Source organism: Noviherbaspirillum sp. ST9, assembly GCF_048799745.1.
In the GTDB taxonomy this organism is placed as follows: domain Bacteria; phylum Pseudomonadota; class Gammaproteobacteria; order Burkholderiales; family Burkholderiaceae_D; genus Noviherbaspirillum.
Genome location: NZ_JBLWFR010000009.1, coordinates 120,994 through 143,963, shown reverse-complemented (window position 1 = coordinate 143,963; position 22,970 = coordinate 120,994). Strand labels below are relative to the sequence as shown.

At 61.1% G+C, this 22,970-nt stretch carries 15 protein-coding genes; 7 read left to right on the top strand and 8 right to left on the bottom strand.

From position 1 onward, the window contains the following. Positions 1 to 123 precede the first annotated feature (123 nt). The 5 genes from ACNOHI_RS20720 to phnE all read left to right on the top strand — a co-directional run bounded on the left by ACNOHI_RS20720 (position 124) and on the right by phnE (position 7,124). Complete coding sequence (locus tag ACNOHI_RS20720; RefSeq protein WP_420476606.1) at positions 124 to 3,609, top strand: pyruvate carboxylase; 3,486 nt, start codon at positions 124 to 126, stop codon at positions 3,607 to 3,609. 195 nt (positions 3,610 to 3,804) lie between these two features. Next, positions 3,805 to 4,668, top strand: coding sequence for a putative selenate ABC transporter substrate-binding protein (locus tag ACNOHI_RS20715; protein WP_420476605.1), 864 nt, complete (start codon positions 3,805 to 3,807; stop codon positions 4,666 to 4,668). A 2-nt stretch (positions 4,669 to 4,670) separates the two neighbouring features. Further along, entirely contained in the window at positions 4,671 to 5,489 is an 819-nt protein-coding gene (locus tag ACNOHI_RS20710; protein WP_420476604.1) for a phosphonate ABC transporter ATP-binding protein, read from the top strand. Positions 5,490 to 5,496: 7 nt separating this feature from the next. Next, positions 5,497 to 6,333 (top strand): PhnE/PtxC family ABC transporter permease, encoded by an 837-nt coding sequence (locus ACNOHI_RS20705; protein ID WP_420476603.1) that lies wholly within the window; start codon positions 5,497 to 5,499, stop codon positions 6,331 to 6,333. Further along, positions 6,330 to 7,124 (top strand): phosphonate ABC transporter, permease protein PhnE, encoded by a 795-nt coding sequence (gene phnE / locus ACNOHI_RS20700; protein ID WP_420476602.1) that lies wholly within the window; start codon positions 6,330 to 6,332, stop codon positions 7,122 to 7,124. Before ACNOHI_RS20705 ends, phnE begins: the two co-directional genes overlap by 4 nt. Before the next feature lie 78 nt (positions 7,125 to 7,202). On the opposite strand, the gene ACNOHI_RS20695 is transcribed toward phnE, so the two are convergent. After that, complete coding sequence (locus tag ACNOHI_RS20695) at positions 7,203 to 7,508, bottom strand: HU family DNA-binding protein (protein ID WP_272938364.1); 306 nt, start codon at positions 7,506 to 7,508, stop codon at positions 7,203 to 7,205. A 128-nt stretch (positions 7,509 to 7,636) separates the two neighbouring features. Beyond that, positions 7,637 to 8,116, bottom strand: coding sequence for a glycine zipper 2TM domain-containing protein (locus ACNOHI_RS20690; protein WP_420476601.1), 480 nt, complete (start codon positions 8,114 to 8,116; stop codon positions 7,637 to 7,639). A 187-nt stretch (positions 8,117 to 8,303) separates the two neighbouring features. Here ACNOHI_RS20690 and ACNOHI_RS20685 point away from each other — a divergent pair, with 187 nt between their 5' ends. Next, positions 8,304 to 9,197: a YihY/virulence factor BrkB family protein gene (locus tag ACNOHI_RS20685; protein WP_420476600.1), complete on the top strand. Its 894-nt coding sequence runs from the start codon at positions 8,304 to 8,306 to the stop codon at positions 9,195 to 9,197. On the opposite strand, the gene ACNOHI_RS20680 is transcribed toward ACNOHI_RS20685, so the two are convergent. From ACNOHI_RS20680 to ACNOHI_RS20665, 4 genes are all read right to left on the bottom strand, one after another. Continuing rightward, positions 9,194 to 9,703 (bottom strand): CinA family protein, encoded by a 510-nt coding sequence (locus ACNOHI_RS20680; RefSeq protein WP_420476599.1) that lies wholly within the window; start codon positions 9,701 to 9,703, stop codon positions 9,194 to 9,196. The two genes, ACNOHI_RS20685 and ACNOHI_RS20680, sit on opposite strands and share 4 nt — an antisense overlap. Before the next feature lie 106 nt (positions 9,704 to 9,809). Beyond that, positions 9,810 to 12,077, bottom strand: a complete 2,268-nt coding sequence (locus ACNOHI_RS20675; RefSeq protein ID WP_420476598.1) for a CHASE2 domain-containing protein — start codon at positions 12,075 to 12,077, stop codon at positions 9,810 to 9,812. Between the two features lie 22 nt (positions 12,078 to 12,099). Beyond that, positions 12,100 to 13,728, bottom strand: a complete 1,629-nt coding sequence (locus ACNOHI_RS20670) for an HD domain-containing phosphohydrolase (RefSeq protein WP_420476597.1) — start codon at positions 13,726 to 13,728, stop codon at positions 12,100 to 12,102. A gap of 51 nt (positions 13,729 to 13,779) precedes the next feature. Next, positions 13,780 to 14,547 carry a 3',5'-cyclic-nucleotide phosphodiesterase gene (locus tag ACNOHI_RS20665; RefSeq protein ID WP_420476596.1) on the bottom strand — a complete coding sequence of 256 codons (768 nt, stop codon included), beginning with the start codon at positions 14,545 to 14,547 and terminating at the stop codon, positions 13,780 to 13,782. A 380-nt stretch (positions 14,548 to 14,927) separates the two neighbouring features. Between ACNOHI_RS20665 and ACNOHI_RS20660 the strand changes: the two genes are divergently transcribed. Next, positions 14,928 to 17,288 (top strand): ATPase, T2SS/T4P/T4SS family, encoded by a 2,361-nt coding sequence (locus tag ACNOHI_RS20660; RefSeq protein WP_420476595.1) that lies wholly within the window; start codon positions 14,928 to 14,930, stop codon positions 17,286 to 17,288. Positions 17,289 to 17,355: 67 nt separating this feature from the next. Here ACNOHI_RS20660 and ACNOHI_RS20655 read toward each other — a convergent pair whose 3' ends face one another. Continuing rightward, the gene (locus ACNOHI_RS20655) at positions 17,356 to 18,231 is read right to left on the bottom strand and encodes a FecR family protein (protein ID WP_420476594.1); all 876 of its coding nucleotides are present in this window, start codon (positions 18,229 to 18,231) and stop codon (positions 17,356 to 17,358) included. Continuing rightward, complete coding sequence (locus ACNOHI_RS20650; RefSeq protein WP_420476593.1) at positions 18,200 to 22,900, bottom strand: filamentous hemagglutinin N-terminal domain-containing protein; 4,701 nt, start codon at positions 22,898 to 22,900, stop codon at positions 18,200 to 18,202. The genes ACNOHI_RS20655 and ACNOHI_RS20650 overlap by 32 nt, the downstream gene beginning before the upstream one ends. Between the last annotated feature and the right edge of the window lie 70 nt (positions 22,901 to 22,970).

Here is a 22,970-nt window from a genome sequence, read left to right as displayed (position 1 = left end):
CCAGGCGGTATTTGCAAGCATGCCGTCAGCCTACGTACGTAGGGTTACGTACCTGTTGAAAAACTTTCACTCCAGCGCAGGCCCGATGACTTATCCTTGCGCGAAACGAATTCTTAACTTTGCATGCCAACCACCATGAAGACGCCTCACCATCGTCATCCCATCCGCAAGATCCTCGTCGCCAACCGTTCCGAGATCGCCATCCGCGTGATGCGTGCCGCTGCCGAACTCGGCATCCGTACCGTCGCCATCTACGCCAATGAAGACAAGTTCGCCCTGCACCGCTTCAAGGCGGACGAGTCCTATCTCGTCGGTGAAGGCAAGAAACCGATTGCTGCCTATCTTGACATCGACGACATCATCCGCATTGCGAAGGAAGCGCATGTCGATGCAATCCACCCCGGCTACGGCTTCCTCTCGGAGAACCCCGACTTTGCGGAAGCCTGCGCGAAGAACGGCATTACTTTTATCGGCCCGCAACCGGAGGTGATGCGCACGCTGGGCAACAAGGTGGCCGCGCGCAACGCAGCGATCGCCGCAGGCGTGCCGGTCGTTCCGGCAACCAAGGCGCTCCCGCACGACATCGAACTGGCGAAGAAGATGGCTGCGGAAATCGGCTACCCGCTGATGCTCAAGGCAAGCTGGGGCGGTGGCGGACGCGGCATGCGCGTGATCGAATCAGAAGCCGAGCTGCCCGGCCAGCTGGAAGTCGCGCGGCGCGAAGCGTTGGCGGCATTCGGCAATGACGAGATGTACCTCGAAAAGCTGGTGCGCCGCGCGCGCCACGTCGAAGTGCAGCTGATGGGCGACAAGCACGGCAATCTCGTGCACCTGTTCGAGCGCGACTGCTCCGTACAACGGCGCAACCAGAAGGTGGTGGAGCGCGCACCCGCACCCTACCTCGACGACCAGACCCGTACCGAGCTGTGCGATGCCGCGCTGCGACTCGGCCGCGCGGTCAACTACACGCACGCCGGCACCGTCGAATTCCTGATGGATGCCGACACCAACAAGTTCTACTTCATCGAGGTCAACCCCCGCATCCAGGTCGAGCACACCGTTACCGAACAGGTCACCGGCATCGACATCGTCAAGGCGCAGATCCGCGTCTCGGAAGGCATGGCCATTGGCGAGAAGGATGAGCACGGCGCAGGGATTCCCGCGCAGGAAGACATCCGGCTGAACGGCCACGCGCTGCAGTGCCGCGTGACGACGGAAGACCCCGAAAACAACTTTACGCCCGACTACGGCCGCCTCGTCGCCTATCGCAGCGCGGCCGGCTTCGGCGTACGCCTCGACGGCGGGACCGCCTACTCGGGCGCGGTGATCACGCCCTACTACGATTCGCTGCTGGTCAAGGTGACGGCATGGGCGCCGACCTCGGACGAGGCAATCGCGCGCATGGACCGTGCGCTGCGCGAATTCCGCATTCGCGGTGTGTCGACCAACCTGCCCTTCCTTGAGAACGTCATCAACCACGACCAGTTCAAGTCGGGCGAATGCATCACACGCTTCATCGATACGACGCCGGAGCTGTTCCAGTTTGCGAAGCGCCGCGACCGTGCGACGCGCCTGCTGCGCTTCATCGGCGATGTGGTCGTCAATGGCAATCCGGAGATGAAGGGCCGCAAGGGCGTCGATGGCGTCATTCCGACGCCGCTGCTGCCGAAGGTCCATCGTTCGGAACTGATCCTGCCCGGGTCGCGCGACAAGTTCAAGGAACTCGGTGCGGAGAAATTCGCACAGTGGATGAAAGACCAGCCGCAGGTACTGCTGACCGATACCACGATGCGCGACGCGCACCAGTCGCTGTTCGCCACCCGCATGCGTACTGCCGACATGCGCGCCATCGCGCCCTACTACGCACGCATGCTGCCCAACCTGTTCTCGATGGAATGCTGGGGCGGCGCGACCTTCGACGTGGCGATGCGCTTCCTGAAGGAAGATCCGTGGGAGCGTCTCTCCCAACTGCGTGAGGAAGTACCCAACATCCTGTTCCAGATGCTGCTGCGCGCCTCCAATGCAGTGGGCTACACGAACTACGCGGACAACGTGGTCAAGCACTTCGTTGACCAGGCCGCCAAGGGCGGCGTCGATCTGTTCCGCGTGTTCGATTCGCTGAACTGGGTGGAAAACATGCGCGTGGCGATCGATGCGGTGCGCGAATCCGGCGCGCTGTGCGAAGGCGCGATCTGCTACACCGGCGACCCGTTCGATCCGTCGCGTCCGAAGTACAGCCTGAAGTACTACGTCAACATGGCCAAGGAACTGGAAAAGGCTGGCGTCAATATTCTCGGCATCAAGGACATGGCGGGCGTATGCAAGCCGCACGCGGCGCGTGAACTGGTCAAGGCGCTGAAGGAAGAAGTCGGCCTGCCGATTCATTTCCATACGCACGATACCAGCGGCATCGCTGCTGCGTCCGTACTCGCTGCGGTTGAGGCGGGCTGCGATGCGGTCGACGGCGCGATGGATGCAATGAGCGGCCTCACCTCGCAGCCCAACCTCGGTTCGATTGCTGCCGCCCTGCAGGGCACGACGCGCGATCCGAAGATGGACAAGCAGGCGATGTTCGAGATCTCGCAGTATTGGGAAGGCGTGCGCCGCCAGTACGAACCCTTCGAAGCAGACATGCGTTCCGGCACCTCGGACGTGTACCGCCACGAAATGCCGGGCGGCCAGTACACCAACCTGCGCGAGCAGGCCCGTGCCATGGGCATCGACCACCGCTGGACCGAGGTCGCACAGGCGTATGCGGACGTCAACCAGCTGTTCGGCGATATCGTCAAGGTGACACCGACGTCGAAGGTGGTCGGCGATATGGCGCTGTTCATGGTCGCCAACGACCTGACGCCGGAAGACGTGAAGAATCCGGACAAGGAAGTCGCCTTCCCCGAATCGGTAATCTCGCTGTTCAAGGGTGAACTCGGCTTCCCGCCGGACGGTTTCCCCAAGGAACTCGAACGCAAGGTGCTCAAGGGCGCGGCGCCGATGGTCGGGCGCCCGGGGGCGAACCTGCCGCCGGTCGACCTGGCCAAGGCCAAGGAAGATGCGGAGAAGGCAGTGGGACGCTCGATCTCCGAGCAGGAACTGGCGTCCTACCTGATGTACCCGAAAGTTTTCCGCGACTACGCCGAACATCGCCGAAACTACGGCGACGTGAGCGTGCTGCCCACGCCGGTGTTCTTCTACGGCCTGCAGCAGGGCCAGGAAATCTCGGTGGACATCGACCAGGGCAAGACGCTGGTCGTGCGCTTGCAGGGACGCACCGAGCTGGAGGAAGAAGGCCAGAGCAAGCTTTTCTTCGAGCTCAACGGCCAGGCACGCATGGTGCGTATCGACAAGGCTGGCGCACTGAAGCTGGTCACGCATCCGCGCGCGCAGGACGGTAACGCCAATCACGTCGGCGCACCGATGCCGGGCATGATCGTGACGCTCGCGGTGAAGCCCGGCCAAAAGGTGGCCAAGGGCGATCCGCTGGTCTCCATCGAAGCGATGAAGATGGAAACCATGATCCGCGCAGAACGTGATGCAGTCGTGAAACAGACGCATGTGAAACCGGGCGCCGTGGTGGCGGCAAAAGACCTGCTGGTAGAACTGGCCGAGTAATCTACCCTGCTGCACGCTCAGGGCCCGCGGCTTGCGGGCCCTTTTTTTGTCAGTCCGGCAACTTCCAGCGGCCGTCCGCTGAATCCATGTGACTCCGGGCAGGGGTTTAATTAAAATACAAGCCTTTTGCGGCGGCAGCGCCCGCACGCAAATGCATTCTCTCCATCCAGCCCGAACATCATGAGCCCTTCGCATATGTCCATTTCTATCAAACGCATCCTCCAGCTTACTGTCGCCGCAACGGCCGTTGCCCTTGCCGGTTTCGCGCAGGCGCAACAGGTACTGCGCGTATCGGCAATCCCCGATGAGGCGCCGACGGAACTGCAACGCAAGTTCAAGCCGCTCGGCGGCTACCTGGAGCAGAAACTGGGCATGAAGGTGGAATTCGTCCCGGTGACCGATTACGCGGCGTCGGTGGAAGGACTGGTCAACAACAAGCTCGACATGGTCTGGTTCGGCGGTTTCACCTTCGTGCAGGCGAAGATCCGCAGCGGTGGCAAGGTGATCCCGATCGTGCAGCGCGAGGAAGACGAGAAATTCCGTTCGGTTTTCATCACGACCAGCCCTGCGATCAACAAGCTCGAAGACCTGAAAGGCAAGACCTTCACCTTCGGTTCCGAATCGTCGACCTCCGGCCATCTGATGCCGCGCTCGTTCCTGCTTTCCGCGAACATCAATCCGGACACCGACATGAAGCGCGTCGCGTTCTCGGGCGCGCATGATGCGACCGTCGCCGCGGTATCAGGCGGCAAGGTCGATGCCGGCGCGCTGAACATTTCCGTGTGGGAGAAACTGGTCGCGCAAGGCAAGGTGGACAGCAAGGCTGTCCGCGTGTTCTACACGACGCCGGGCTACTTCGACTACAACTGGACAGTGCGAGCCGACATGGACCCCGCGCTGCGCAAGAAACTGACGGACGCTTTCCTCGCACTGAATGCCAATGATCCGCAGGGCAAGGAAGTCCTGGAACTGCAACGCGCGACGCGCTTCATTCCAAGCAAGGTCGAAAACTACGAACAGATCGAAAAGGCGGCGCGCAACGCCGGCCTGCTGAAGTAACAATGACGTTTGAGCTGCATGGCGTCTCCGTACGCCATACCTTTACCGCCTCCGCTCCTGCCGCGCTGGATGACTTGACCCTGTCGATCGGACAGGGCGAACAAGTGGCGCTGATCGGGCCGTCGGGGGCGGGCAAGACCACCTTGCTGCATACCCTCGCCTGCGCGCATCGTCCCGATGGCGGCAACCTGTCGCTGTTCGGCATCGCCCCGTGGGAGGCGAGCGACGTTCAGCGCCATGCCCTGCGCTCGCGCCTGTTCCTGGCGCCGCAGACGCCGCCCTTGCCGCCACGCCAGCGCGTGGTCACTGCAGTGCTTGCCGGACGGCTGCCGCAGTGGAGCTTGTGGCAGGCGCTTGCCTCGCTGTTCAGGCCTGCCGATCCGGATGCCGCGTACAACGCACTCGCGCGGTTCAACCTCCAGGACAAGCTGTATTCCCGTGTAGACCGTCTCTCCGGTGGCGAAAGGCAGCGTTGCAGCATGGCCCGTCTGCTCGTCTCGAACGCTGAAGCTTTCCTGGTGGACGAACCGCTCTCGGCGCTCGACCCCGCCCTCGCCGTGCAGACGCTTGCCGTTCTGCAGGAAGAAGCATCGTCGCGCCATGCGACGCTCGTCTGCAGCCTGCACCAGGTCGACCTGGCGCGTGCGCATTTCCCTCGCGTCATCGGTGTCCGCGCCGGTCGGATCGTCTTCGATGCCGCGCGCGAGGCGGTAACGGATGACATGATTGATGCGCTGTATCGTCACACAGACCGCGCGCCCGTCATCAGTGAACCGATGGATGCGCCGGCGACAGTACCGCTGCCGACGCGCTGCTTCTGAACCGCCGATGCCCCTGTTTTCCTCGCACGCAATGCATCCGGACCCGGCCTGGCATGGCCGCATTGCCGCTGTCATCCTGACGCTCGCCGTGCTATGGCCGATGCTGTCCTGGAGCGAATTCCATCCTTGGCTGCTGCTGGACGCGCAAAGCCTAAACGCAACTGCGCGCTTCCTTGCCGCCTTCGTGCCCCCCGCGCACTCGTCCGAATTCCTGCAACTCGTGGCGCAGGCGACCTGGGAAACGATTGCGATGGCGACGGCCGGAATGGCGCTCGCCCTGCTGGGTGCGGTCCCGATGACGCTGATCGTCACCGAGCGGCTGTCCTTGTCGCGCATCGGCACCGGTCGCATCGGCCTGCTCGGGAGTACTGTTCGGCAGGCTGTGCGCTGGGTCCTCGTACTCTTGCGCAGCGTTCCGGAACTGGTCTGGGCATTGCTGTTCGTGCGCATTGTCGGCCTTGGTCCCACTGCCGGTGTGCTCGCGATCGCCCTGACCTACTGCGGCATGCTCGGCAAGGTCTACGCCGAAATCCTTGAGTCCTCCGATCCCCATGCGAGCGATACGCTGCTGCAGAACGGAAGCAGCCGCCTGTCCGCCCTACTGTATGGCGCACTGCCCGACTCGGCATCGGAGCTGGTTTCCTACACGGTGTACCGATGGGAGTGCGCAATCCGCGGGTCGGTGATCATGGGCTTCGTCGGCGCCGGCGGACTCGGACAGCGCATGGATGAATCAATGAAGATGCTGGCGGGCGGTGAAGTGTCGACGATGCTGCTGGTCTTCGTCCTGCTGGTCGCCTGTGCGGATGGCGTCAGCAAGCTGTGCCGGCGGAGGCTCGCATGAACCGGCCGGCCTTGCCGCCCGCCCCCCGCATGCGCCGGTCGACACTGGCCTTGCTTGCCGCAATGGCGCTGCTCGTGGTCGCGAGCTTTGCGACCTTGTCCCTGCAATGGAAGGCGTTCTTCACCCTGGACGCCGCACGGACAACCGGAGAATTCCTGCTCGGCTTCGCGCCGCCCGACATGTCGCCCGGCTTCCTCAGGAAGACGGTGATGGCGACAGCGGAGACGCTGTCGATGTCCGCGCTCGGGACAGGTATTGCGGCACTCATCGGACTCGCCCTGGCGCTTCCCGCCAGCGGCCGTTTCGGGCAAACGGCACGCGACGTCACGCGCGTGCTGCTCAATGTATCGCGCTCGATCCCCGAACTGGTTTGGGCATCGATCCTGCTCATTGCCGCCGGTCTCGGCCCTTTCGCCGGCACGTTGGCACTGGCTGCGCATACGACGGGCGTACTGGGCCGCCTGTTCGCGGATGCGCTCGAGAACACTTCGCCGCTGCCTGAGTCATCCCTGCGCATCAATGGCGTGCGTCCTTTTGCCGCTTTCTTGTACGCGACGTTGCCGCAAGCCGTTCCGCAAACGGTGTCCTATACGCTGTACCGCTGGGAGAACAATATCCGTGCCGCCGCCATCCTGGGCGTGGTTGGCGCCGGCGGTCTGGGGCAAATGTTGAAATACCACCTGTCACTGTTCCAGATGCAGCAGGCGGCGACCGTCATCATCGCGATGTTGCTCCTGGTGGCGGTGGTGGATGCGGCCAGTTTCGCGCTGCGCCGTGTCATGACGCGTTGAACGAAAAAAGGGTGACGCGCGTTTCCGCTGCGTCACCCTTTCAATCGGGGTTTGTCCGGCACGTGTGCCGAAACAGGATCAGCCGTTGACGGCGTCCTTGAATGCCTTGCCTGCCGAGAACTTGACGGTCTTGGCGGCAGCGATCTTGATCTCTTCGCCGGTGCGCGGGTTGCGGCCGGTACGTTCAGCGCGCTTGCCGCATGCAAAGCTGCCGAAACCGACGAGCTGCACGGTCTTGCCTTCAGCAACGGACTTGACGATGTTGTTGATCACGGAGTCGAGTGCACGTTGTGCGGCGACCTTGGACAGATCGCAGTCAGCTGCAATTGCATCAACCAGTTCAGTCTTGTTCATTAAATGTTCCTCCTGAGAAAAGGCACAGATTCTAGCATCACGTCTTGATGCAGTCTGTAGATATTTTTCCACAGCCGCCGGGGCGGCCGGGGATGTTCAATTTTCGTTCAAATGCCCGTCTGGCGGGAGCTATAGGATAAAACAAACCGGCATTTGTATCAGTAACGATACGCCCGGTCGTTTTCCACCCTGACCCGGGCGCCGACCTGGAGGTCGGCGGCACTTTCCTGGGTCACCGTCCGGTAGCTGCCGTTATCCATGCGGATACCCAGCTGATAGGCATTGCGGGCCTGGCTGCCCCGCTCTATCTGGTGGCCGACCATGGCACCGCCGATGACGCCGGCGACAGTGGCCGCTTTTTTCCCGCTGCCGCCACCCACCTGGTTGCCGAGAAGGCCGCCGACCACGCCGCCGACCACCGCACCGGTACCGATGCCGTTGCTGCCGCCCCCTTGGACAAGCTGGATCGACTCGACCGTGCCGTAGGAGCTGCCATAGGCGGGTCCAGCGGCCGGATAGGTTTGTACGGGCGCAGGATAGGATGGACCGACGACAGGATAATTTTGCCCTTGGCTGGCGCAGCCGGACAGGATGACGGCGGCAAGGATGGCGGGGAGAGAAAGTTTGGGATTCATCATGGCAGACCTCACTTGTTGTGAGGTCATTTAACGCCAACGGGGATGGGGCCGCCAGTGTCGATGAGTAAGGATTGCAACAAGATGTTTCGACCGGATTGCCGTTGCCGTCGGTTGTCTTTCCTCATGAAAGCCAGTACGCGCCAACACGATAATTTGCACAGGCAACGACGCTCCCGCGCTTCCTCCCATGGCAACTTCCCCTGACAGGCCGCATACCTTTTCCCAGCGCTTGCGCAAGCTGCTGGTGGGCGCCGTGGAGGAATGGATCAACGACCGAGCCTCAAGCAAGGGCGCGGCGCTCGCCTTCTATACCCTCTTTTCGCTGGCACCGATTCTCGTCATGGTACTGGCGATTGCCGGCGCAATCTTTGGCGACGAGGCGGCACGCGGGGCCATCTTCCATGAGCTGAACGGCCTCGTCGGACCGGCTGGCGCAGAGGCGATCCAGCTGTTGCTGGCCAACGCGCGCAATCCGAAGGCCGGGGTACTCGCCACGCTGATCGCCCTCGGCCTGCTCCTCATCGGCGCGACCACCGTCTTCGGTGAGCTGAAGGACAGTCTCGACGAAATCTGGGAAGTGCCGCCCTCCCGCCAGCCGGGCATCATTCTCTTCGTCCGCTCGCGCCTGCTCTCGTTCAGCCTGATCCTGGTACTGGCTTTTCTCCTGCTGGTGTCGCTTTCGGTGAATGCGGCGCTGGCGGTGCTGGAAAAATACCTCGGCGGATTCTGGGGCGACGCGACTTACGTCCTGCTTGGCTTGTCGTCGCTGGTTTCCTTCGCGGTGATTGCAGCACTCTTTGCCGCCATCTACAAATTGCTGCCCCAGGTGCGATTGCCCTGGCGCGATGTGTGGGTAGGCGCCATTGTCACGGCGGCCCTGTTCCTGATCGGCAAGAAGCTGATTGGCGCCTACCTCGGCAACAATGAGTTCGTCACCAGTTTCGGCGCTGCCAGTTCCATCATTGCCCTGTTGATGTGGGTCTACTACTCCGCCCAGGTATTTTTTCTCGGAGCCGAGCTGACACGGCAGTATGCACTGTGGTTCGGCAGCATGAGCAGTCGCGAAGCGAATCGGAATTAGCTCGAGCGGGGCCCCGTCCCATTGGCGAGCTGGGCGTGGTAGTGCACGATGCGCTCGATGGCATACTCAGCCCCTGCCTTGCGCACCGCGTTGCGGTCGCCCTCGAAACGACGGGTCTCGGAAAACACCAGCGTCGTGCCCTCATGCTCGAATCCCCATGCGAAGCAGATCGTGCCGGGAGGAATGCCGTCGGCCGGCGTGGGCCCCGCGATCCCCGTGTTCGCCACCGCGGCGGTCGCATGGCTGTTGCGCAGCGCGCCTTGCACCATTTCGCGGGCAACGGCTTCGCTGGTCAGGTTGTATTTCTCGATGGTGGCAGGATTGACGCCCAGGAGCCGGCATTTTGCCTCGGGGGCATAGGTAACGAAACTGCACTCGAGCCAGCTGCCGCAGCCAGGTACGTCGCCAAGGGTGGCGACGACAAGTCCGGCGGTGCAGGATTCGGCGGTGACGAGACGAAGTTTATGGTGGTCGAAATAAGCGGCGATGCGTGGAAGGTTTTCCATGTCTCTCCCGGATGGATGGCGAGGTGCTTGCACTCCACGCATATGGGGCGCAAACAGGCGTATCTATACGGAATAGACAAGCTGCGTCCTGGTTCGGTTCGCAGCTTTATTTCGTTTCAAAGGTGGTGACGCCGTCCCAGTCAGGACCGGGCGGATGCTCGCGGAAATGCGCGATGCGCTGCAGGTAGAGCGTGTACAGCACATCATCCGGATGGTCGGCGAGAAGCGCGTTGAGCAATGCTTCGGCCTTGTCCCATTCCTGGCCGCGGATAAGGCTGAGCGCGTCGTGCCATTTTTCGACGGTTGCGCGGACGGACGCGTCGATTTCCGCTTCCAGTCCGAGTGGCTCGAAAATCGGGACAGGCTCGTTCTTGCCCTTGACCCGAACGCGATCAAGCTCACGGTAAGCAAACTGCGGGGCCGCGAGTTTCGTTGCCGTGCCTACAGCGACGCCGACACCGTACACCTTGGTAATGCCTTCGAGGCGCGACGACAGGTTCACCGCATCGCCCATCACGGTGTATGCGCGACGAATTTTGGATCCCATGTCGCCCACGCGCATCTCGCCCGAGTTGAGGCCGATGCCAATTTTCAGCGGCGGCCAGTCGCGCGCGATGAAATCCTTGTTCAAGGTCTTGGCCGTGGCCTGCATTTTCAGCGCGGTCGCCACCGCGCGGGCGGCGTGATCCGGCAGTTCGACCGGGGCGCCCCAGAACGCCATCACGGCGTCGCCAATGTACTTGTCGAGGGTGCCGCGGTTGCCGCGGATGTCTTCCGACATGGCGGTCAGGTAGATGTTGATGTACTCGCGCAGCGCATTCGGATCGAGGCCTTCCGAAATGGTGGTGAAACCGCGCACGTCGCAGAACAGCACGGTCAATTCGCGGCTTTCGCCCTCCATGCTGTAGCTCTCGGGGTTGGCCGCCATCTCGGCCACGAGTTCCGGCGCGACATATTCGCCGAACAGGTTGACCATGGCCCGGCCCTTGCGGTATTCGAACAGGTAGCCCCAGGCGATATTGAAGATGAACAGCGCCACGACCAGCAGCAGGGAAATGGCAATGGGAACGACCCAGTTGAGGTGCTGGTACATGGCGAAGTTGGCGCCGATCACTGCCGCCATGGCGGCAAGCGATGCCAGGATGGACAGCATGGGCGACAGCACCGGGAGCAGAAGTCCGAGCACGATGCCGATGACCAGTACTTGCGCCAGCTGCAATCCGATACTGAAGTCCGGCTCCTGCTTGAACTCGCCATCCATGATGGAAGAAATGATGTTGGCGTGCATCTCAACGCCGGGATAGTCCGTGTTGACCGGCGAGGGGCGCAGGTCCTTGAGTCCGGCCGACGTCGTGCCAACCAGCACGATGGTGTCGGCCAGGTGCTCCATCGGGACTTTCTCCTGCAGGACATCGACCGCCGATACGTAGCGGTATTGCCCGCCCCGCGGCCCGCCGGGACCGCGATAATTGATCAGCGCGGTCATGTGCCGCTCGAGGGGAATGACCGTGGTTTTCGGCTTGGTATTGAGACGAAGCTCCTTCAATGCGCCATAGGTCCTGTGCTCTTCGCCGCTGAGCTGGGTTTCCTCTTCGGAATAAAAGACCGGTTTGATTCTGCTCGCGCCCAGGCCAACCCGCGCAGTCGCCAGCGCCAGGGATTCGTAATAGTTGTTGCCGACGCGGGCCAGCAGGCTCAGGCGGCGGATTGTTCCGTCCGGATCCTGCGTCGGATTCATGAAGCCGCCTGCCCTGGCCGCGGCCTGAAGTTCCTTCAGGTTGCTGGCGTAGGATTTGTAAACAGCAGACTCCACCTCCATGCCGCCCAGGTCCGATACCGAAAACGCAGGCGCCGGCAGCAAGCCCTTGGTGATCGCGTCCGGTTCATTGGAGAGGAAATAGCCGAGGACCGTGGGACGCCCTTCAAGCGCCGATGCCAGATGGTGGTCATAGTCGAACCTTGGCTTGAGCGCGCGGATCCTTTCCGCAAAGCCGCTGATGTCCTTGAACTCCTTGCGCGCCAGCCCTTCCAGCGTGCCATAGCCGGAACTGGTATCCGCTTCCGAGAAAATCACGTCGAAGCTGACGGACTTGACGAAGTATTTCTGGTCAAGCGTCTCGATCAGTTTCGCCACGACATTCCGGCTCCACGGCCATCGTCCCACCTCGGCGATGCTCTTTTCGTCGATGTCGACGATGACGACGCGCGGATCCAGTTCGCCCTTCTGCACGCGCATGCGCATGTCGTAGGCAAGGACGTCGAGTCGTTCGATAAAGGGAATGGACGGAAAGTAGGCAATCTGGAGCGCGGCGAGCAGGGTCATGCCCAGCGCCACCGCCCAGCGCGATCCCAGCTTGGAAATCAGTCGCAGCATGCGCTCCCCCGTCGAGTCCCGGTCAGGGCTTGTAGCCCGGTATCCGGGTGACATCGACCTCATCGATCTGCGCGGGATCCATGAATCGCTTGGCGTACGTCAGATAGACCTGCTTGCGGATGAAGACGTCGAAGAGATCCGGATCGATGTGGTTGCGCAGCACGAATCCGCCAAGGATTTCCAGCGATTCGCTGAGCGTCTTTCCCTTCTTGTAGGGGCGATCTTTCGCCGTGAGCGCTTCGAAAATATCGGCAATTGCCATCATGCGCGCCTGCACCGACATCTGGTCGCCACGCAGCCCGCGCGGGTAGCCTTTGCCATCCATCTTTTCGTGGTGGCCGCCGGCGTATTCCGGCACCTGCTGCATGTGCTTGGGCCACGGCAGCGATTCCAGCATGCGGATCGTGACCGAGATGTGGTTGTTGATGATTTCGCGTTCCTGCGCGTTGAGCGTGCCGGCGCGGATCGTGAGATTGGTAATTTCGTCCTCGCTGAGCAGGTCGCGCTCGAAACCGTCCGGTCCGACCCAGCGGTAGCGGGCAATCGCGCTCACGCGCTGCTGCGCCTCGGGCGACATGGCTTCCGAGCCGATGTTGGCAAAGCGCAGGAAATCGCGGTCGGCATCGAGACGCGCCAGTTCCTCGCTCAGGTTCCGATTGATTTCCTCGTGGCGCTTCGCGTCATTAGCGGCGACCAGCTTCTCTTTCAGGGAGCGGATCTCCGCATCGCGCTTGAGCACTTCGAAGCGCGTATCGACCACGTGGATCCGATCGAACAGGGTCTCCAGCTTGGTGGCCTTTTCGACCACGTGCACCGGTGTCGTGATCTTGCCGCAGTCGTGCAGCAGGCCGGCGATCCACAATTGCTTGCGGTCGCGCGGCGTCATCGTGAAATCGGCCAGCGGACCGGTGTCGATCTCATGGACGGCGTCGGCCAGCATCATGGTCAGTTCCGGCACATGCTCGCAGTGGCGACCGGTGTGCGGCGATTTCTCGTCGATGCCGATGTTGATCAGCTTGACGAACGACTCGAAGAGGTCCTCCAGCAATTTGATCAGTTGCTGGTTAGTCAGCGCGATCGCCGCCTGGGACGCCAGCGCCTCGATGAACCGCTGGTCGGTATCGGAGAAGGCGTGCGTCTGGCCGGTTGCCGGGTCCTTCGCGTTGATAAGCTGCAGCACCCCGATGACCTCGCCCTCGTGGTCCATCATCGGCACGGTCAGGAAGGACTGCGAATGGTAATTGAAGGTCTCGTCGAACTTCCGCATGCCCGAGAAGTTGAAGACATCGACCTTGTAGACATCCTGGATGTTGACCGAGGTGCCGGTGTTGGCAGCGTATGCCGCTACCGCACCCAGGTTCTTCGCACCGGTGGACGTGTATAGCGGAATGTCGGGGATCTCGATCTTGTGTCCGCTGGTGCCGCCCTGGTGCATGCCCAGCGTATCGTTCATCGAGATGTTGAAGCACAGCGCCTGCTTGTCCTCGCGCGTGATGTAGAGCGTGCCGCCGTCCGCATGCGTCATGCTTTTGGCGACCGTCAGGATCCTTTCGAGCAGCAGGGGCGTGTCATGGTTCGTGCTGAGCTCGACGCTCAGCTCGGTCAGGCGCTCCAGTCGTTGCGCGATATCTGTGTAAGTCGAGTCACTCATTGTATTTGTTGGACACTTCAGCCGCTGCGCGGTATTTCGACTAACACTTGTTCAGAAAACGAATTCATCTCCGCATTTCAGCGCGCGGAAGGGGCGCCCTTCACCTTCATCGGCCAGCTCACGCATGATCTGGTCTTCCTGGCCGGGCTTGAGGTGGTAAATCAGGAACTCGATGGCATTTGTCATGCCGCGGATATCGTCGATCAGTGACCGCGGACAGAAATGCATGGACTTGGCGGCCAGCTCCATGTCGGCATTGGTGAATGAACAGTCGACAATGACCTTAGAGAGACCTTTTTCGCTTTGCAGCGTCGTCCAAAGCTCCGGCGTGGAAGACATGTCGCCCGAGAACAGAAAGCCCGACCGGGAATTCTTGACCATGTAGGCGACAGAACCGACAGTGTGATTGACGATGTGCGGCGTCAGGTGCCGGTTGCCGAGATGGACCGTTTGTCCTGGTTCGATGATTTCCCAGCGCATCGAAGGACGTTCGTTGCTGGGAATCGTGGCGAAGTCGGGCCACAGCACCCAGTTGAACAAATGCTTCTTCAGCGAGGCGACGACCTTTTCCGTGCCGTGCACGGTAATCGGAGAGGCGCGCTTGCCCTGGATCGAATCGACCAGCAGTGCGAGACCCGCGACGTGATCGAGATGGCAATGCGTGATGAACACATGCTCGATGCGGATCAATTGTTCGACATCGAGACTGGTTACACCGGTACCGGCGTCCAGGAGAATGTCTTCATCAACCAGCAGGCTGGTGGTCAATCGCTCGCGTCCACCGATTCCTCCGGCGCATCCAAGTACCTGCAATTTCATTGTGCGACACCCGGGCAGCCCGGGCCAGTTGTTGTGTGCGGTGCATCAAAGGGAGCCGGGCAACGAGCCCGTTTCACACGCATCACATCCGTCAAACGCATGACGCTCCTCCCTTTGCTTTTTTGAATGATTGTAGACCGAATCGGATGGATTGCGGCTTTTTCGTCTCCGTAAATGAGACGCCGAAAATTAAGCGCGAGCCGATGATACATTTTTGCAACGTGATCCATTATGATGGAAGGAGTGGCCTCACGCGGCCAGTGACTACATAACGATTCCATGTCCACATGCATGCTGGTTCCCGCACCTTCCGCCTACGAACGACAAGGCAGCACGCATGATGTTGATAAAGATGAAACACTGGTGATGGACGACAATTCATGAGCGCGGTTCTCGGCACTCCACGAAGCAATCCCGACGACGCCAATCTCCGCCTGGCGTTCTTCAAGAAACTGCAGGACGTTACCAACAAGATCCACGCGACCAGTAACCTGGACGAGATCATGATGGACCTGTCGCAGGACATCTGTGACCTGTTCAACGCGGACCGCCTGACCTTGTACGTGCTGGGCGAAGACAAGAACAGCATCGTTTCCAAGATCAAGACCGGCCTGAATTCCTTCAAGGATTTCAAGCTGCCGATCTCGGCGCAGAGCATTGCCGGCTACGCGGCACTCTCCCGCCGCGTGCTCAACCTGCGCGACGTCTACGACGACAAGGAACTGAAATCGCATTCGCCGGACCTGAATTTCCAGCGCGGCGTAGACCAGGCAACCGGCTACAGGACCAAGCAGATGCTGGTCGCGCCATTGATCGATGAAACCAGGAACGAGCTGCTGGGCGCCATCCAGCTGATCAACAACCGGTCGGGGGAATCCTTCAGTGCTGTCGCTGAAGAGGGCATCAAGGAATTGTGCAAGACGCTGGCGATTGCCTTCACCCAGCGCCTGAAGCCGATGCCGCTGATCCGTTCCAAGTACAGCATGCTGGTGGAGGAATCCGTCCTGTCGGCACCCGAGCTCGAGCTTGCCTCCCGCTCGGCGCGGCGCAAGAACGACGACATCGAAGAAATCCTGGTCAACGAGTTCCAGGTCAAGCTGCCCTCGATCGGACACGCGCTGTCCAAGCATTTCGGCGTGCCCTATGAACCGTTCAAGTCGGATCGCGTCAAGCCCGTCGACCTGCTCAAGAACCTGAAGCGCGATTTCGTCGAGCAAAACCTGTGGGTGCCGATCGAGGAAGGGCCGGAAGGCATGGTCATCCTCGCCATCGACCCGGAGCACGTCCGCAATGCGCGCGTCATCAATAACATCTTCCCGAAGGCGAAGCTCGTCTATCGCGTGACGACCAATCGCGAGTTCGGCCAGACCATCGACCAGTTCTATGGCGCGGAAGGCGACTTCACCTCCGTCGGCGACCTGCTGTCCGGAATGGACGACGGCGACGAAGACGGCTCGGAACTGTCGGAAGCCGATCTGTCGGCAGCGGCCGAGAACGAGCTGGTCAAGCTGGTCAACAAGGTCATCATCGACGCCTATCGCCAGGGTGCGTCGGACATCCACATCGAACCGCGCCCGGGCAAGGAAAAAACCATGATCCGCTTCCGCAAGGACGGATCGCTCGAACCGTACATCGAAATCCCGGCGAGCTACCGGAATGCACTGGCGGCGCGCATCAAGATCATGTGCGACCTCGACATTTCCGAGCGACGCAAGCCGCAGGACGGCAAGATCAAGTTCAAGAAATACGCGCCGCTCGACATCGAACTGCGCGTTGCGACGATTCCCTCCGCGGGCGGCGTCGAGGACATCGTCATGCGTATCCTCGCAGCCGGCGAACCCATCCCGCTCGACAAGCTGGGCGTGCTGCCGCACAACCTGGAGCGTTTGAGGGCCGCGGTCAGCAAGCCGTACGGCCTGTTCTTCGTGTGCGGACCGACCGGTTCGGGCAAGACGACGACGCTGCACTCGGTGCTCAACTTCCTCAATACGCCGGAAACCAAGATCTGGACGGCGGAAGACCCGGTTGAAATCACGCAGAAGGGATTGCGCCAGGTGCAGGTCAACCGCAAGAGCGGCCTCGACTTTGCCACGGCGATGCGCGCCTTCCTGCGCGCTGACCCGGACGTGATCATGGTCGGCGAAATGCGCGACAAGGAAACCGTCTCGATGGGCATCGAGGCCTCTCTTACCGGCCACCTCGTGTTCGCGACGCTGCATACCAACAGCGCGCCCGAATCCATCATCCGCCTGCTGGACATGGGCATGGATCCGTTCAACTTTGCGGATGCGCTGCTGGGCGTGCTTGCGCAGCGTCTTGCCAAGCGCCTCTGCTCGAAGTGCAAGCAAGCCTACGAGCCGTCCGAGGATGAGCTGCGCACACTGCTGACCGAGTATTGCGAGGAATTGAAGAATACCGAAGCCTTCAAGGACCAGCAGGCCGGCCTGGATGGCGTACTCGCAACCTGGAAGAAGAACTATGCCGAGAACGGCAAGTTCAAGTTGTACCGCGCGGTGGGATGCGACCAGTGCAGCAACGGCTACAAGGGTCGCGTGGGCCTGCACGAACTCATGATCGGTACGGATCGTCTGAAGCGGCTTATCCAGGAACACAGCCGCGTGGCGCAGATGCTGGCGGCGGCGCTGGAGGACGGCATGCTGACGCTGAAAATGGACGGCATCGAGAAAGTGCTGTCCGGAATTACGGACATCAAGCAGGTCCGGGCCGTCTGCATCAAGTAACGATGCAATAAAGAGCGGCGCATACCTGCGCCGCTCTTTCCCTGCCTGTTCACGTCATCTCTTTCTTTTACCGCACTTCGCAATCGACGGCATTCGATCCCGAGGTATTACCCGATCCGCCCTGCGGACCGCTGCTCGTATTGAAGGCCGGCGGCGGCGCGAACTTGATGCCCGGGTTGTTCGGCAGGATGACGGGCGGCTGCTGGAAGCTCGCGGTGTAACCGAACTGGCCCGCCGAGAAATTCTGCGTCCCGCCCTGGTTGGTTAAGTGGATCATCCCGTCCAGCACCTGCACGTACAGACCAGGCGCGAGACCGCCGCTACCCGGTGCCGGCGGCTGCCCCGGCACCTGCGCCAGCCGTATCGGCAGCACCTGCAGCGGCACCGCCGATGGCATGTCGCTGCGCACGTCCGCATAGCCTGACACACTCATCGCCGCCATGCTCGCCATCCCGTAGGCAGCCACTGCTTCTTCATTCGGTGCAATGTATTCGGCGATGAAGATCGTGCCGCGAATGCCGATCGTCGCTGTCGGCGTGTTCATCCCGAACTTTTCCTTGTTGCGCTTGCCCAGCGTCCCCGTCACCGCGCGCAGTCCGCCCTTGACCAGGTTGAACGCCGCGCTGTCCTTCTCCGGCTTGTCCTCTTCAAAGCTGAAGTTGTCGATTTTCAGTTGCGAATTCGGCCGCAGCGTGATCTCGCTGTTGTCGATGAACTTGATCCGCGCGTACGTATCCTTCTCGCTGATGAGCGTGTCGCCCTGCTCCACCGACGATTTCACCGCCAGCACCTTGGAGGTGCCGTCGGCCTTCTTGGCCAGCAGCGGGCCGCTCAGGTTGGCCACTGTCCCTACCACCTGCGCTGCCCACGCCTGTGCCGACAGCAGCAGCGCAGACATGAACAGCAGCGGCTTAATTGCAGTACATCTTCTTGGCTGGTTCATTCTTTTTCACTCCGCTGTCATCCGTCGAGGATAAGGTTTTCTTTTCTTCCTTCTTGCTGTCGCTGTCGGACTGCGGGCTGGAACCGCCGGAGGAGCCGCCGCTGCCCGGCTGCATCTTGATTACCGACGCCTGTGTTATCACCACCGTATTGGTCGTCTCGACGACTAGTTCCGTAATGGTGGTTGCCGGTCCCTGCTCTGTGCCGGTAGTGGGAAGCACCGTCTGGCATTCCGGCGCGGACGGGTTGGTCACGCACTTGCTGGCCGTAGGCACGACCACCGAACAGCCTTCCTGGCTCGGGTTGGCAGAGCATTGCGCCAAAGTGGGCAGTACGGCCGTACAACCTGCGGTGGTTGGTGCGGTAGTGCAAATGCTCATACTCGGCAACACGGCACTGCATCCGGCTACGTTGGGCGTGGCAATGCAAGTGATCAGCGGTGGCAGCACTACGTTGCATCCCGGCTGTGCCGGATTAGCCGTGCAAACACCGACTGGCGGCAAGACAGCATTACAGCCTGCTATTGACGGACTTTGCACGCATACATCAAAAGGTGGCAACACGACGGTGCAACCCGGGGTCGATGGCGCCGACGTACACAGCTCAAATGTCGGCAGCACTGTGTTGCATCCAGCAGTGGTCGGCGCGGCGATGCAAGTATCAATGGACGGTGGCGGCTTGGACACTACGGAGCATCCGGCCAGCGTCGGGTTGGCGGCACAAGCGTCGACAGTCGGCAACACTGCCGAACAGCCCGCGGTGCTGGGAGCTGCGATACAGGCATCAAGCGTTGGCAACACCGTACTGCAACCTGAAAGCGTTGGACTGGTCGTGCACTGTTCCAAAGTCGGTGGAGGTGGCTCCGTTGAACCTCCACCACCACCCGAACTCGGCAATTGAAGTATCGCGCCAGTCGGGACGCTCGTCCCGCCCACGCTGTTGGCGCCGAGCGTAATGGTGCCCGACGTCGACGTGACCGGGCGATTGATGGTCAGGACGTTGCCCGAGAAGGAAGACCCCGCCGACCCGGCCGTCAGATTGATGTTCCCGCCTGCGGATACGTCGCCGTTGATCGTCAGCGGAAGAGAACTGCTCGTCGTGATCGTTACTGATCCTGCCGGTGCGCTGACCGCCGTCATTGCCGTTGGCGTCGTTGCGCCGATGGTCAGGGCGGAAAAACCCAGGACGTTAACGCTGCCTGCGGCCGTCTCGAGTTTTGAAATGAGCGGAGCAGTGATATGAAGGCCTCCAGCCCCATCGATACCTGAGGATCCGTCCGCCTTGATGCTCACATTTCCCGCGACGATATCAGGGCTGAACGCGGACCCGAAAACCGAACCGGAGGAATCGATTGTGACCGTTCCCGTGCCGGCATTGACTGCCGCGTCGAGGTCGAGCACTGAGGAACTGACGCCAGCAAGTGTAAGCGTAATGCTACTGTTACTCGTCACAAGTCCCGAAAAGCTGTAGTCGTAAGTCGGTCCGCTGCCAGAGATGTCCGCGATGCTGAAGGACTGATCGTTCTTGAATGCAAACGCTCCTCCGGACAGCCCGGCGAGTTCCGTTACATGATTAGTGGAAGTGGCCAGGTTGACGGAGCCGGCTGCCTTCACCCCCAGGGTGTTGACGTCAATGGGGCCAGTCTGCGTTACGTTGCCTCCGGTCATCAGGCCAATGCGAGTCGTGTTTGCATGGCGGTCCGTCAGCGCGCTCGACCCGGTATTGGTGATTCCAGCGACCGTAATGTCGCCGGGGATGGGAGCCGACGTATTGCCGATGCCAATGGCAGGTGAATCGATCTTGTAAAGGTTCGTGATGGAGAGGCAGTTCGGACCGGTACATGCGGCGCCAACCATGATCGAGTTTCCTGCCGTTTTTGGATAGATGCCGGTGACGGAGCTGGTAATGGACGCGGACGCGCCAAGCGTAAGACTGTCGGTCGAAAGCTCCACATCGTCAGCGGCGAGACTTCCGTTGACATTCAGTGCGGCCGTTTTCAGCAGAAGGTTGTTGAGGCTGCCCGCCGTGATCGCGCCAGGTGCATTGATGGCGATCGAGCCGGATTCCGAGGAAATGTACAAATCCTTCGGCACCGTCATGGCCGCACTGATCGAAACTGTGCCGGTCGCTGTATAGATTTCAAAGGGTCCTGTCAGTTTGCCTGGCGTTACCAGGTCAAGCGTGCCGGACACATTTACAAAACCGCTTGGCGCGGAGAGGGTATCGCCGATTTTCAACGTGCCGCTGGTCTTGACTGCGGCAAGGTCGTTCTGGTTGAGCGCGAGATAGCCATCTTCGCCACCGGTTCCGCCGACCTGGATGGTCTCCGCTGGGTTAAAGGGCTTCAGTTGAACGTTTGCGCTACCTGCGTCCACCAGGCCGCCTGCCAGGTCGATCCAATCCGAGGTAAGGGTGACAAGGCCGCCGCCGCTGGCGATCTTTGCATTCGTTTGCACGTCGATGGAACCGCCGCCACTTACCGTCAGCGAAATGGCTCCACCATTGCTGGAGATAAGTCCGCCCGCATTCGTTCCTGAATCGTAGGCAATCAATTCAATACCGAGCGGGGCCGCCAGAGCGATTGGCGCCGCAGAGGTAATGATTGGCGCCTGGACACTGATCTCTCCACCCACGCCGTTCTTGAGGTCGATGAGTCCGTTCGCTGCATGAATGCCGTTAGCTCCCGCGACACCGCCATCGTAAACGATGAGGTTGCTGCCGGTATTGCTGAGCCGGATGGGGCCGGAAACAGTACTCTTCGCATTGAGGAAGTTTGCCTTGATGTTGGCGTAATCGGACGTGGCGGCACCATGAATGCCGCCGGTAGTCGTCATTTTGAGATGGTTGGCAGTGATCAATGCCGAGTTGCCGACGCTGATATCGCCACCGGCAGTCAGGCTGACATCTCCAGTCGTGCCCGTCACGCCGCTTGCATTGATAGTGTCGAGGGTCATCAGGCCGGAGGAAGTCAGCGAGATATTGCCCCCATTGCCGCTTAAGGGCGTCGAGTTCGCTTCACGCACGACCATGAATCCGGTGCCGCCTGCAGTCATCGAGATTGCACCGCCCTTGCTCTTGACCCCGCCGATATTGAGATTGCCACTGGTGGTGGTGAATACGACGTTGCCGCCTCCGGTCTGGAAGCGGTCATTGACATCCGCCGTGCCGATAATATGGCGCCCCGCGCTGATGGTAAACGTGCTTCCGCCCGCCACACTTGCAAGATTGACGGTGTCATCGGAAATGTTCTGGAGAATAATGTCGCGGCTGGCATTCAGTGTGACACTCCCCGACAGCGCTTCAAGCGCCTGTTCGGAAATCGTCACGTCGGTAACGGTATCGGGCTCCGCGACCAGGATCTGGCTGTCACTGAGGAGGCCGTCGTTGGCGCCGCCCGAACCATTCGCAATAATGATGTCCTGCGGATCGAGCAGCAGGCTGCCCGCCTTGCCGTTAGGTGCATCAACGTCGACCTTGCCATTGAATGCGAGATGCTGCTTGCCCGATGTTTCGACCAAGCCGCCATTGCCGGAGTGACGTCCGCCACGCGCGGAGATCGAGCCGTAGTAACGTGCTGTGTCATCCGCCCAGACGATAACCTTGCCACCGTCGCCGTTCTCGACCGCATCTGCCTTGACCTGCACATCCTTGCCGACGTAAGCCACCTTCGCGTTCTGCACATCCGGATTCTTGCCCTGGTAGTCACCGCCCACCAGTACGATGCCGCCGCCCTGCTGGCCGCTTGCATCCACCATGGCATCGCCCGTCAAACCTACGCGCTCGCCCAGCACATGGATCTCGCCGCCCTTGCCCGCGCCCTTCGCCGTCGTCCGGCTACCCGCCTCCAGCAGCGTGTCCCGGCTCGCCTTGAGCACCACCTTGCCGTTCTCGCCTACCACCGCACTATCGGCGTTGACGATCCCGCGCTGCCTGATCAGCGCGCCATAGATGCTCGCCTTGCCGCCTGAAGAAATCACCTGCCCCAGGTTCAACGCTTCATTCTCGGGCGCACTTAGCACCACGCGCAGCTCCGGATTGAGCGAATCCGCCAGCTGCACCATATGGCCCGCCGCCAGCATCACCTCCCCCTTCGGCGAGGTGATGATCCCGCTGTTCTCCACATTCGGCGCAATCAGGAAAACCTGGCCGCCTGCCGGGGTCGTGATCGAACCTTCATTCTTCAGGTTGGCCGCCTTGTCGCCGGCCTTGAACAGCATCTTCCCGATCAGGAAATCTTCATTGCTGATGTTGAGCGTCGACGCCATGAGCCCGTTGACGTCGACCTGCGCGCCCTGGCCGAACAGAATGCCGTTGGGATTGACGATGAACACGCGCCCGTTCGATTGCAGCGCACCCAGGATCTGCGATGGGTCCTGCCCGGTGATGCGGTTGAGCACCGCGCTGTTGGCGTTTTGCTGGATGAAGCGGGTGAGTTCACCCTGACTGATTGAGAAGCCCTGCCAGTTGATGATGGTGCCCGGCGTGTTGGTCACCGAGAGCACGTTGCCCTGGTTGAGGAAGCTGGCCTGGCCGTTGATGACTTGTGGGCTGACGGGATTGGCGAAGGCTGTACCAAAACAGCCTCCAACCAGAATCGACAGGAGCCGGCGGTGCAAGACCGACCGGCACTTTGGAGTGCGCTGGTTGCGCACGACGGGATTGATGTTCATGTCTCCCCCTACTCCCTCGCCTGTCAGATGCAGGCGTGCGTCAGACTGTTTGCCGTCGATTGTAGAAAGC